Below are 11,917 nucleotides of genomic sequence, written 5' to 3' on the forward strand. Positions count from 1 at the left end.
TTTTCCAAGATGACCTCGGCAGTGCGACGCCCGTCGCCCTGCCGCTTTGGTGATGCCTATGAAACTGCTTTTCCTGAGCGTCAACGACACGCTGTACCGCGCCTGTATCTGGGTCGCCGGCCTGTCGATCCTGGCCATGTCGCTGATCATCCCGTGGGGCATCTTTGCCCGTTACGTGCTCGGCACCGGCTCCAGCTGGCCGGAGCCGGTCTCGATCCTGCTGATGGTGCTGTTCACCTTCATCGGCGCCGCCGCCAGCTACCGCGCCGGTGCGCACATGGCGGTGGCGATGATCACCGACCGGCTGCCCGAACCGGTACGCCGGCTGGTGGCGGTGTTCACGCAACTGTTGATGGTAGGGGTCTGCGTGTTCATGACCTGGTACGGCTACAAACTGTGCGTGACCACCTGGAACCAGTACATGGCCTCGCTGCCCAGCGTGCGGGTGGGCATGAGCTATGCGCCGATCCCGGTCGGCGGCGTGCTGACGCTGATCTTCGTGCTGGAAAAACTCCTGCTGGGCGATCAGAGCCAGCGCAAGGTGGTGCGGTTCGACCTGGTGGAAGAAAACGAGGGGGCAGCGTAAATGGATGCGTTCATACTGTTGGGCAGTTTCATTGCGCTGATCCTGCTGGGCATGCCGGTGGCCTATGCCCTGGGCCTGTCGGCGCTGATCGGCGCCTGGTACATCGACATCCCGCTGCAGGCGATGATGATCCAGGTGGCCAGCGGGGTTAACAAGTTCTCGCTGCTGGCGATTCCGTTCTTCGTTCTCGCCGGCGCGATCATGGCCGAGGGTGGCATGTCGCGGCGCCTGGTGGCGTTCGCCGGGGTGCTGGTGGGCTTCGTGCGCGGCGGGCTGTCGCTGGTCAACATCACTGCGTCGACCTTCTTCGGCGCCATCTCCGGCTCGTCGGTGGCAGACACCGCGTCGGTAGGCTCGGTGCTGATACCGGAAATGGAACGCAAGGGCTACCCGCGCGAATTCTCCACCGCAGTGACCGTCAGCGGCTCGGTGCAGGCATTGCTGACCCCGCCCAGTCACAACTCGGTGCTGTACTCGCTGGCGGCTGGCGGCACGGTGTCGATCGCTTCGCTGTTCATGGCCGGGGTCATGCCCGGGCTGCTGCTGAGCGCGGTGATGATGGGCCTGTGCCTGATCTTCGCCAAGAAACGCAACTACCCCAAGGGCGAGGTGATCCCACTGCGCCAGGCGTTGAAGATTGCCGGTGAGGCACTGTGGGGCCTGATGGCCATGGTGATCATCCTCGGCGGCATTCTGTCCGGCGTGTTCACCGCCACCGAATCGGCGGCCGTGGCGGTGGTGTGGTCGTTCTTCGTGACCATGTTCATCTACCGCGACTACAAGTGGCGCGACCTGCCCAAGCTGATGCACCGCACGGTGCGGACCATTTCGATCGTGATGATCCTGATCGGCTTCGCCGCCAGCTTCGGCTACGTAATGACCCTGATGCAGATCCCGTCGAAGATCACCACGGCGTTCCTGACCTTGTCGGACAACCGTTACGTGATCCTGATGTGCATCAACTTCATGCTCCTGCTGCTGGGCACGGTGATGGACATGGCACCGCTGATCCTGATCCTCACGCCGATCCTGCTGCCGGTGATTACTGGTATCGGTGTCGACCCGGTGCACTTCGGCATGATCATGCTGGTCAACCTGGGGATCGGGCTGATCACACCGCCAGTGGGTGCGGTGCTGTTCGTCGGCTCAGCGATTGGCAAGGTCAGCATCGAGGCCACGGTGAAGGCGCTGCTGCCGTTCTACCTGGCGCTGTTCCTGGTGCTGATGGCGGTGACCTACATTCCGGCCATTTCGCTGTGGTTGCCGAGCGTGGTCTTGTAATCGCAACGGGGGCCGCTTTGCGGCCCATCGCAGGCAAGCTCCCACAGGGACCGCGCCATGCTGAGGGCTTGCGCCATCCCTGTGGGAGCTGGCTTGCCTGCGATGGGCTGCGCATCAGCCCCAGGTTCTCTCAGCAAACGGATGCTGCACATGGCTGCCCCCTCTTCTGCTGCAACCTTCTTCCCGCGCAAGCTGGCCATCGCCCTGCTCGCCCTGCTGGCGTGCTCGTTCGCCGGCAACCACATTGCCGCACGCATCGCCTTCGACGACGACACCGGCGTGCTGCTGGCCATCCTCTGTCGCTCGGGCATCACCTTCCTGGCGCTGGCCAGCCTGGTGCTGTGGCAGCGCCAGCCGCTGGGCCTGCCAGCCGGCACACGGCGCTGGCAACTGCTGCTGGGCCTGCTTATCGCCACCCAGAGCCTGTGCCTGTATTCGGCAGTGGCGCGCATTCCGGTGGCCCTGGCGCTACTGGTGGGCAACACATTCCCCATGCTCCTGGCACTGCTCACGTGGGCGCTGGGCGGCGCCCGCCCGAGCGGGCGCACGCTGCTGTTCATGGGGCTGATCCTGTGTGGCCTGGTACTGGCGCTGGATGTACCGGCACGGCTGGCCGACGGTGATCACGCCAACCCGCACTGGGGCTTGGGCGTGGGCCTGGCGTTCTGCGCCGCCTGTGTGTTCGCCTGCGCCCTGTGGATCACCGACCACAAGCTGGCCGCCGTGCACGGCCCGGTACGCAGCCTGCTGACCTTGCTGATCGTGTTCGCCAGCATGCTGGTCGCGGGCATCAGCGGCGTGATGCCCGCCGGTTTGTCGTTGCCGGGCAGCGCCAGCGGCTGGATGGCGCTGGCCAGCCTGGTGGTGTTGTATGGCGTGGCCTTCACCTTGCTGTTCGTCTGCGTGCCGAAACTGAACATGGCGCAGAACGCGCCGGTGATGAACGTCGAACCCATCGCCACCTTGCTGCTGGGCTGGGCGTTGCTCGACCAGCAACTCAGTGGCTTGCAATTGATTGGCGGCGCCGTGGTGGTGTGCGGCATCGTCCTGCTGACCTACCGGAGGCCCTGATGAGCGTCCCCCTGCTGCACCTGCAAGACCGCCTGACCCGCCTGAGCATCGCCCCTGCGCTGGGCGCCAGCCTGGCCAACTGGCAGGCAAGAGCCACCGGCCAGGCGCTGCTGCGCCCTGCCGACGAGGCCGCCCTGGCCAGTGGCAACCCACGACGCCTGGGCTGCTACCCGCTGGCACCGTGGTCCAACCGCATCGCCCAGGGTGGCTTCCTGCGCCCTGACGGCTGGCTGGCCCTGGCACCGAACACCGGGCATGACCCTTACCCGATCCACGGCAGCGCCTGGCAGCAGGCCTGGCAGGTGGAGCACCACAGCGAGCGCCGTGCCCGCTTGAGCCTCGATAGCACTGTGCCGTTCGCCTACCGGGCGACGCTCGATGTTCACCTGCACGAGGGCTGCCTGCACATCGATCTGCACGTGACGCACCTGGATTTGGCCGCCACGTGGTACGGGCTGGGGCTGCATCCCTACTTTCCGCGCCATGGCGATACGCGACTGCATGCAGAGGCGCGCAGCGTGTGGCTGGCGGAGCATGGCGCGTTGCCGTCCCGGCAGGCTGAGCCACCTGATCACTGGAACTTCGCCAGCGCGCGGACGCTGCCGACTACGGTGGTCGACCATGCCTTCAGCGGATGGCCCGGCACCTGCGTGATCGAACAACCGGGCGCGGGGTATCGGCTGGTGTGCAGCGCCAGCGGGGCCGAGCATTTTCTGTTGTTCTGCCCGCATGAGCAGCCGTTCTTCTGTTTCGAGCCGGTGAGCCACCCGATCAATGCGCATCACTTGCCAGGGCGACCGGGATTGCGATTGTTGGAAGAGGGAGAATCAACCAGCTTGGGATTCAGGATGCACTATCAGCCATTGTGACTGCTTGAAATCGGGGCCGCTGTGCGGCCCCGGATTCTCACGCCTTACACCAGTACCCCGGGCGACGCTGCCAGCGGCCTTTGCGAAGCCGCCCCTTGCACCTCGCGCGCGACCTTCCACACCAGCACCGCCGCCACGATGTCGAACGCCGCCAGCACCACGAACAGCGGGCTGTAGCCGATCTGCGTGACCAGGATGCCGAACACCAGGGTGAACAGCGCCGCGCCCAGGTAGCCGCACATCCCGCCCATGCCGGTCGCAGTCGCCACCTGGTCCTTGCTGAAGGAATCCGACGTGATCGAATACAGCGCGCCCGACAACGTCTGGTGGGCAAAGCCGCCGATGCACAGCAGCAAGATCGCCGTGTAAGGGCTTTCGACCAGACCGATGCAGGCCGGGCCGATCATGCAGCTGGCACCGAACACCAGCACCATCTTGCGCGAGGTGAACAGCGACACCTTGAAGTAGCGGTGGAACATCGGGCTCAGGTAACCCCCAAGCACACAGCCGATGTCGGCAGCGAGGAACGGCAACCAGGCGAACATCGCCACTTCCTTGATGTTCATGTGTCGCTCGGTCATCAGGTACAGCGGGATCCAGGCGTTGAAGGTCTGCCAGGCCGGCTCGGAGAGAATCCGTGCCGAGGCGATGGCGTAGAAGTTGCGGGTCCTGAATATGCGCTTCCAGGCGCCCTTCTCGCGCTGGTCGGCCTTGAAGTGGGCTTCCTGGCCGGACAGGATGTAATCCCGCTCCTCGTCGCTCAGGCGTTTCTGATCACGCGGGTGCTTGTACATCAGCATCCACAACAGGGTCCACAGCACACCAGAGACGCCGACGATGACGAACGCCAGCTGCCAGCCGCTGTGCAGGATCGCCCACACCACCAGCGGCGGCGCCAGCAGTGCACCCAGCGACGAACCGATGTTGAACCAGCCAATGGCGACCGAGCGCTCCTTGGCCGGGAACCATTCGGTGGTGGCCTTGACTCCGGCCGGCAAGCCGGCGGCCTCGGTCATGCCCAGCAAGCCACGCAGGAACGCCATGCTCTGCCAGCCACTGGCCAGTGCCGCACCCGCGCAGGCCAGCGACCAGGCCAGGGCGAACACGGCAAACCCCAGCTTGGTGCCGATGAAATCGATGAGCCAGCCGGCGATCGGCTGCATGAGCGCGTAGCACATCTGCCAGGTCGCGACGATCTTGGCGTATTGCTCGGTAGTGATCGAGAGGTCGGTCATCAGCGTGGGGGCTGCCACCGAGAGGGTGTTACGGGCGAGGTAGTTGACGACGAGCCCGGCCGTGACAAGGCTGACCATCCACCAACGGATGCCTTTGATCTTCATTGTTCACCTGAATCTTATTTTTAGAGTGACGGGTGATTTGGCTCATTCGCCGGCAGGGCTAAATGAGACAAATTGTTTCAGGCGAAGAGTGCCATGTCATAGGTCGTCGTACAACAATAATTATTCATGACCGATAAAATGCGGTCTTCGCATTAGGACCAAAGAAAATCCAGTTGTGTTGTACGATCTCAAAGGTCAATCCAATTGGCGAGCCCGCAGGTCCTGCGCCAGCAGGTCGATGAACGAACGCACCTTGGCCGAGCCGTACTTGCTCTCGCGGTGCAAGATGTGGATGGGCCAGGGCGCTTCTTCGTAGTCGGCGAGAATGACCTGCAACTGGCCGCTGGCCAGTTCATCGACCACCTGGTACGACAGCAGCCGGGCGATGCCCAACCCGCCCACTGCCGCAGCGATCGCACCGTCGTTGCTGGTAACCGTCAGCCGCGGCTTCATGCGCACCAGGGTCGGCTCGTCGGCCAGGCCGAAGCGCCAGCCGGCCCGTGGCGAGAGGTTGGTGGTAGCGATCACTGAATGGTCCGGCAAGTCCGACGGGTGCTGTGGCTCGCCCATGCGTGCGAGGTAGTCGGGCGATGCGCACAACATCCGCCGCACCCGGCCCACACGCAGGGCCTTGAGGCCAGAGTCGGGCAGCGGCCCGATGCGCACGGCCACGTCCATGCCCTCCTCGACCATGTTCACCACACGGTCGAGGAAGTACGCCGATACGTCGACCTCGGGGTATTGCTGCAAGTAGCGCACGATACAGGGCATGACGAACTTCTTGCCGAACAGGATCGGGGCGGTGATCGCCAGTTCACCCTTGGGCTTGGCGTTGATACCGGCGGCGGCCTCGTTGGCTTCGTGGATGCTGGCCAGGATGTTGCGGGTGTCTTCCAGATAGCGGCTGCCGGCCTCGGTCAGGCGCACGCTGCGGGTAGTGCGTAGCAGCAGCTTGACCCCGATCTGTTCTTCGAGGGCGCTGACGGCACGGGTAACGGCAGCGGGTGAGATGTCCAGGCGACGGGCGGCAGCGGCGAAGCTTTCCAGTTCGCCGACGGCGACGAACACCTTCATCAGGTGGATCTGGTCCATGCGCGCTCCTGGGTATCGGGGATGCGGGGATTATCGATTATCTGGGCAATTTTCGCTGCCCGTTCCGGCCTCTTCGCGGGTGAACCCGCTCCCACAGGTTCAATGCTTACCTCAAGGCATGCGCAATCCCTGTGGGAGCGGGCGTGCCCGCGAAAGGGCCAGCACCAGCAACCTCATAGCTCCAGCACCAACGCCTGGGCCGGCACCGCACAACAGATCAGCGCAGTGCCCTCCTCTGGCATCTCTGCGGGCGGATTCGGGTAATGCACCTGCCCACTCAACACCTTGGTCTTGCAGGTACCACAAGACCCACCCCGGCAACTGAAGTCTGGTGCCAGCCCGCGCGCCTCGGCCAGCTCCAGCAACGTCCCGCTACCCGGTGCCCAACGCGCCTCCTTGGCTGAACTGGCGAAATACACCGGTACCGGCTCGCTGGCAGCCGGTGGCTGTTGCAACGTCGGCTGGTTGTCATCGCCATGCCGGCGCAACGTCGATGGCCCGAAGGCTTCGGCATGAATACGCGCATCCGGCACATGCACGCCGCGCAGCCCTTCATACAGGTCCTGGGTGAAGCTGGCCGGGCCACACAGGTAAAAGTCGTAATCATCCAGTGCCAGCATTGCCTTGACCTGTTCGATGCCCAGGCGCCCGGCGTGCTCGTAGTCACGCCCTTGCACGGCCTCTGGCTCCGGCTGGCTCAGCGAGCGATGCACACTCAAGCGTGCCCCCGCCCGCCGACGCAACGCTGCCAGCTCCTGTTGAAACGGCAGATCAGCCAGGCTGCGTGCGCCATGGAACAGGTGGACACGGCGCCCCTCCTTGCTCGCCAGCAGCTCGCGCAGCATGGCGATCAGTGGCGTGATGCCCACCCCAGCTGCGATCAGCACGATGGGCCGCTCGATGGTGCTGGCCAGCGTGAAGCTGCCCATCGGCATCCGTACGTCCAGCATGTCGCCGACCCTGACCTGCTCATGCAGATAGCGCGATGCCGACCCCTGCGCCTTGACGCTGATGCGCAGGTAGCCATCGGATGGCGCGCAAGACAGGCTGTAGGTACGAATCAGCGGTGCATCGCCGCCCAGCGGGATACGCACCGGAATGTGCTGGCCGGGCGAGAAGGCCACCGGTTCATCGGCCGCGAGGTAGAACGAGCGGATATCGCGACTCTCCTGCTCGATGCGCGCTACCCGCCAGGACAGCCACTGATGCTGCCGCTCACGTTGCTGCAGCTTCTGTTCGGCCTCGGCCCAGGTGCCGGTCATGAGGCTGGTTGGCGCGTACTCCTGGAACGCCCATCGCAAGCTTACCGCCGCCGGGCGGACCACCACTTGCTCGACATCCAGCGTCCACAACCGCTCGGCCCCCTCGAAGGCATTGATCAGCGGGCTGTGGAGTATCACCTCGGTGCGACCGCTCACCTGCAACACATCACCATTGCTGAAATCGACGAACAACAGCCCGGCCTGCGGATTCTCCAGCAGGTTGCCCAGGGTATTGAAATGCAGGTTGCCGGCATAGTCAGGAATGGTCAGGCGGTTGCCTTCGACCCTGACGAAACCAGGCCGGCCCCCACGGTGCGAGACATCTACAGAACGCTGGCCGTCAGCGTGATCGATATAGCTGGCGACGAACATCGTGTCGGCGTTGGCGATCATCCGGGTGGTCATGGCATCCAGCGCTTGCGCATCGATCCGCCCTTGCGCCGGCTCATCGACCCGGGTGTATTCACGCAGCTGGATATACTGCGGGCAATTGCCGAAAGCCTGCTCGACATGCACCTGCAGCACACCACTTGCGGCCTGTGCAATCTGCCCATTGATGCGGTTGCGCCGGCGCGTATGCAGCTCGATGCCGAGCAGGCCGATAGCCTCGCCAGCCGCCAGCCCGGACGTTGCCGGATCGTCGCTGGCAAGCTGGGTGTCAATCAGCAACTGCCGTGGGTCGGGCGAGCTAATGAAACCCTCCCGGCCTTCCAGCAAGGTCGCCCAGGGCCTGCCGCGAGGGTCCACCGTACCTGCGACGATGAATGGCAGTTGCTGGTAGAAAGTGCGGTGCTGGTCGGGCATGTAGTCACGGATGACCTTCTGCCCGAACACTTCCATGCGCTCCGATACACCGACCTGCTCCTGCAGGCGTTTCTCGCCGGCATGCCAGGGCGAGGTGCGATGGTTGGGGAGTTGCTGCATGGCGGCAGTCCTCGCGTAGGTGGCGGCTCAGACGCTGGTCTGCAGGCCGATGGCGGTGCGTGGCATGGCAACAAAGCCAGGCAACGCTTCGATCCGAGCCAGCCAGGCGCGGACGTTGGGATAGGGTTCCAGCGAGACATTGCCCTCGGGGGCGTGGGCGATGTACGAGTAGTTGGCGACATCGGCGATGGTCGGTTGATTGCCGACCAGGAAAGCAGACTTGGCCAGTTCGGCGTCCATCACCTTGAGCAAGGTGTGCGCGCGACCGATGACTTCATCGGTATTGAACGAAGCACCGAACACGGTCACCAGGCGGGCTGCGGCAGGCCCAAAAGCCAGTGGCCCGGCGGCAACCGACAGCCAGCGCTGCACGCGGGCGGCATTCAGCGGGTCGTGGGGCAGCCACTTGCCAGCCTTGTCGTAGGTGCTGGCCAGGTAGACCAGAATGGCGTTGGAGTCAGCGATGACGGTGCCGTTGTCATCGATCACCGGCACCTGGCCGAACGGGTTGAGGGCGAGGAAGTCCGGCTGCTTGTGCGCGCCTTTGGCCAGGTCGACGAATACCTGTTCGCTGGGCAGGCCGAGCAGCGACAGCATCAGCTCGATACGGTGGGCATGGCCGGACTTGGGGAAGTTGTAGAATTTGATCATGGGCTTGGGCTCCAGAAAGGCACCGGGGTGGTGCCAGCTGGAGCCCATCCTGCGCCGATTCGGCGGGCAGCAGAATCAGTGCAAGGAGCAAACCATAATTTCGCTGAGCGAAATAATCCGGGGATCAGTGCCGCGACTGCTTCTGATAGCGATACAGACCGCGCGCAGCTTCGACCACGTGGGGCACGCAGGCCTGCAGCTCATCGAAGCTCATGGCATCGAGCAACTCGAAGTTATCTTCCAGACCATGCAGTGAAATCGCCTTGAGCAGCTGATCCTGCTCTGGCGGTAGCTCGCCCCAACCGGCTACCTGTGTGCCACGCATGTAGCCGAAGCACCACTCTTCCATGATGATCGCCGGACCTTCCTCTGCCTCACTCTCTTCAAACAGCGGCTCGAAGCCGTCGAGGTTCTCCGCCAGTTGCTCGGCGACCTGGTAGGCATAGCGCAGCATCAAGGCGGTGTAGGCCTCTTCATGGGCAGGTTTCTTGAATTTCGGTACCTTGCCGCCGGCGACTGTGGGCAGCCATTGCTCTGGCAGCACGTCGACCGGAGAGCTGGCCAAGGCAGTGAAAAAGCCGTTGAGCTCGGCCAGGTTGAGCACCGAATAGTCGTTGCCGTAGGTGATCAGCAGGTCTTCGAGGCGGGCGAGTTCTTTTTCGCTGAGGGCGGGGAGCATGTGCGGGCGTCCTGGGGTGAAGATTTGCGTGCACCCTAGCACATGGCGTTCAGCAGGAGGGATTTGTTGCCTGTACAAAAGCAATCGCCGGCAAACCAGCCCCCATCAGGTCCTGCACTGGCCATGAGGCCAGTGAAACACCTGATGGGAGCCGGCTTGCCGGCGATGAGGCCGTTAAGCCTTATACCGCCAGCGCGCGCTCACGCAGCTCGCTGTTGAGGATGCGGTCGTTCTCGCTGTAATCCACCGGGCAGTCGATCACGTGCACACCTGGGGTCTTGATGCAGTGCTCGAGCAGCGGCAGGAAGGCTTCGGCGCTTTCCACGCGGTGGCCATTGGCACCGTAGGCTTCGGCGTACTTGACGAAGTCCGGGTTGCCGTAGTCCAGGCCGAAATCGGTGAAGCCCATGTTGGCCTGCTTCCAGCGGATCATGCCGTAGCCGTCGTCACGCAGGATCACCACGGTGATGTGCATGCCCAGACGCACGGCCGTTTCCAGTTCCTGGCTGTTCATCATGAAGCCGCCGTCGCCACACACCGAGATCACCGGGCGGTCCGGGTAGACCAGATGCGAAGCCATCGCCGAAGGCAGGCCGGCGCCCATGGTCGCCAGGGCGTTGTCGAGCAGCACGGTGTTTGGCTTGTGCGCCTTGTAGTTGCGGGCGAACCAGATCTTGTAGATGCCGTTGTCCAGGGCAACGATGCCTTCGGACGGCAGTACGCGACGGATGTCGGCAACCATACGCTGCGGGTAGACCGGGAAGCGGTTGTCGTCGGCACCTTCGGCGATCTGTGCTTCGTTGGCTTCACGGATCGCCATCAGGCGGGTGAAGTCCCAGTGCGCGGTATCGTTCAGCGCTTCGCTGATCTGCCATACGGCGTTGGCGATGTCACCGATCACTTCGACCTGCGGGAAGTACACGGCATCGACTTCAGCCGAGCGGAAGCTGATGTGGATGACTTCGGTACCGCCACGGACCATGAAGAACGGTGGCTTCTCGATCACGTCGTGGCCGATGTTGATGATCAGGTCGGCCGCTTCGATGGCGCGGTGGACGAAGTCACCGGACGACAGCGCAGCGTTGCCGAGGAAGCGCGGGTGGCGCTCGTCGACCACACCTTTACCCATCTGGGTGGTGATGAACGGGATGCCGGTCTTGTCGATCAGCTGCTTGAGGACCTTGGCGGTCATCTTGCGGTTGGCACCGGCGCCGATCACCAGGATCGGGCTGCGGGCCTTCTGCAGTTTCTCCACGGCGGCGTCGATGGCCACGTGCTCGGCCAGCGGGCGACGGTGCAGGCTGCGCGGGATCGGCAGGGCGTCGGTCTGCTCGGCGGCGATGTCTTCAGGCAGCTCCAGGTGCACGGCGCCCGGCTTTTCTTCTTCAGCCAGGCGGAACGCTTCGCGCATACGGGCCGGGATGTTGTCGGCCGAGGCGAACTGGTGGGTGTACTTGGTGATGGGGTCCATCATGCCGCACACGTCAATGATCTGGAAGCGGCCTTGCTTGGACTTCTTGATCGGCTTCTGGCCGGTGATCATCATCATCGGCATACCGCCCAGGTAGGCGTACGCACTGGCGGTTACCAGGTTGGTTGCGCCAGGGCCCAGGGTCGACAGGCTGACGCCGGTCTTGCCGGTCAGGCGGCCATAGGTGGCGGCCATGAAGCCCGCGGACTGCTCGTGGCGGGTCAGAACCAGCTTGATCTTCGACTTGCGCAGGGATTCCAGCAGGTCGAGGTTTTCCTCACCAGGAATGCCGAACACATACTCGACACCTTCGTTTTCCAGGCATTGCACAACGACATCGGCGGCCTTGGCCATCTTGCTTGTAACCTCAAGTGATCGGACGGTGGAAGTCCAGAAATGCGCAGCACGGTACGCTGGCATCGCTCGGTTCGGGGGCCAGGATTGCCCCGAACTTAAGTCTTGACGCAGCTTAAGCGCGAACAAGTCACGTTAATTTGCGAGAAATATTGTCGCACCGTACGAACGGCGCAGATAGGAGGATACAGACAAAAGACATTTGGCTGCAGTGCCAAAGCGCCGCATTAGCGAAGGGCGGAAAAGACAAAACCCCTACCTGCATGCGCAGATAGGGGTTTTGCGAAATGAATCTTGACGATGACCTACTCTCACATGGGGAAACCCCACACTACCA

At 63.4% G+C, this 11,917-nt stretch carries 10 protein-coding genes; 4 read left to right on the forward strand and 6 right to left on the reverse strand.

The features are described 5' to 3' along the window. Positions 1–58 precede the first annotated feature (58 nt). From ACIPZ5_RS25685 to ACIPZ5_RS25700, 4 genes are all read left to right on the forward strand, one after another. A complete protein-coding gene (locus tag ACIPZ5_RS25685; protein ID WP_343600202.1) occupies positions 59–586 on the forward strand; it encodes a TRAP transporter small permease in 528 nt (175 codons plus the stop codon). Beyond that, complete coding sequence (locus ACIPZ5_RS25690) at positions 587–1,867, forward strand: TRAP transporter large permease (protein WP_254481126.1); 1,281 nt, start codon at positions 587–589, stop codon at positions 1,865–1,867. Between the two features lie 150 nt (positions 1,868–2,017). Further along, a complete protein-coding gene (locus ACIPZ5_RS25695) occupies positions 2,018–2,938 on the forward strand; it encodes an EamA family transporter (protein ID WP_400811322.1) in 921 nt (306 codons plus the stop codon). After that, positions 2,938–3,807, forward strand: coding sequence for an aldose 1-epimerase (locus ACIPZ5_RS25700; protein ID WP_400811323.1), 870 nt, complete (start codon positions 2,938–2,940; stop codon positions 3,805–3,807). The genes ACIPZ5_RS25695 and ACIPZ5_RS25700 overlap by 1 nt, the downstream gene beginning before the upstream one ends. Positions 3,808–3,851: 44 nt before the next feature. Here ACIPZ5_RS25700 and ACIPZ5_RS25705 read toward each other — a convergent pair whose 3' ends face one another. The 6 genes from ACIPZ5_RS25705 to ACIPZ5_RS25730 form a co-directional block, all read right to left on the reverse strand. After that, positions 3,852–5,147, reverse strand: coding sequence for an MFS transporter (locus ACIPZ5_RS25705; RefSeq protein ID WP_400811325.1), 1,296 nt, complete (start codon positions 5,145–5,147; stop codon positions 3,852–3,854). Between the two features lie 195 nt (positions 5,148–5,342). Further along, on the reverse strand, positions 5,343–6,239 hold the full coding sequence (locus ACIPZ5_RS25710) for a LysR family transcriptional regulator (RefSeq protein ID WP_400811327.1): 897 nt from the start codon (positions 6,237–6,239) through the stop codon (positions 5,343–5,345). A gap of 173 nt (positions 6,240–6,412) precedes the next feature. Next, on the reverse strand, positions 6,413–8,425 hold the full coding sequence (locus ACIPZ5_RS25715) for a pyridoxamine 5'-phosphate oxidase family protein (protein WP_400811328.1): 2,013 nt from the start codon (positions 8,423–8,425) through the stop codon (positions 6,413–6,415). Between the two features lie 27 nt (positions 8,426–8,452). Continuing rightward, complete coding sequence (locus tag ACIPZ5_RS25720) at positions 8,453–9,076, reverse strand: glutathione S-transferase (RefSeq protein WP_343600188.1); 624 nt, start codon at positions 9,074–9,076, stop codon at positions 8,453–8,455. Positions 9,077–9,200: 124 nt separating this feature from the next. Next, the gene (locus tag ACIPZ5_RS25725) at positions 9,201–9,755 is read right to left on the reverse strand and encodes a UPF0149 family protein (RefSeq protein WP_343600186.1); all 555 of its coding nucleotides are present in this window, start codon (positions 9,753–9,755) and stop codon (positions 9,201–9,203) included. Positions 9,756–9,936: 181 nt separating this feature from the next. Beyond that, entirely contained in the window at positions 9,937–11,580 is a 1,644-nt protein-coding gene (locus tag ACIPZ5_RS25730; RefSeq protein WP_261941273.1) for an acetolactate synthase large subunit, read from the reverse strand. Positions 11,581–11,917: the final 337 nt, after the last annotated feature.

It is taken from the genome of Pseudomonas sp. NPDC089428 (assembly GCF_044749325.1).
Lineage (GTDB): Bacteria > Pseudomonadota > Gammaproteobacteria > Pseudomonadales > Pseudomonadaceae > Aquipseudomonas.

Bases quoted from the DNA above. Each gene is read 5' to 3' on its own strand.
- ACIPZ5_RS25685 (WP_343600202.1), top strand. From the start codon at position 59: ATGAAACTGCTTTTCCTGAGCGTCAACGACACGCTGTACCGCGCCTGT.
- ACIPZ5_RS25690 (WP_254481126.1), top strand. From the start codon at position 587: ATGGATGCGTTCATACTGTTGGGCAGTTTCATTGCGCTGATCCTGCTG.
- ACIPZ5_RS25695 (WP_400811322.1), top strand. From the start codon at position 2,018: ATGGCTGCCCCCTCTTCTGCTGCAACCTTCTTCCCGCGCAAGCTGGCC.
- ACIPZ5_RS25700 (WP_400811323.1), top strand. From the start codon at position 2,938: ATGAGCGTCCCCCTGCTGCACCTGCAAGACCGCCTGACCCGCCTGAGC.
- ACIPZ5_RS25705 (WP_400811325.1), bottom strand. From the start codon at position 5,147: ATGAAGATCAAAGGCATCCGTTGGTGGATGGTCAGCCTTGTCACGGCC.
- ACIPZ5_RS25710 (WP_400811327.1), bottom strand. From the start codon at position 6,239: ATGGACCAGATCCACCTGATGAAGGTGTTCGTCGCCGTCGGCGAACTG.
- ACIPZ5_RS25715 (WP_400811328.1), bottom strand. From the start codon at position 8,425: ATGCAGCAACTCCCCAACCATCGCACCTCGCCCTGGCATGCCGGCGAG.
- ACIPZ5_RS25720 (WP_343600188.1), bottom strand. From the start codon at position 9,076: ATGATCAAATTCTACAACTTCCCCAAGTCCGGCCATGCCCACCGTATC.
- ACIPZ5_RS25725 (WP_343600186.1), bottom strand. From the start codon at position 9,755: ATGCTCCCCGCCCTCAGCGAAAAAGAACTCGCCCGCCTCGAAGACCTG.
- ACIPZ5_RS25730 (WP_261941273.1), bottom strand. From the start codon at position 11,580: ATGGCCAAGGCCGCCGATGTCGTTGTGCAATGCCTGGAAAACGAAGGT.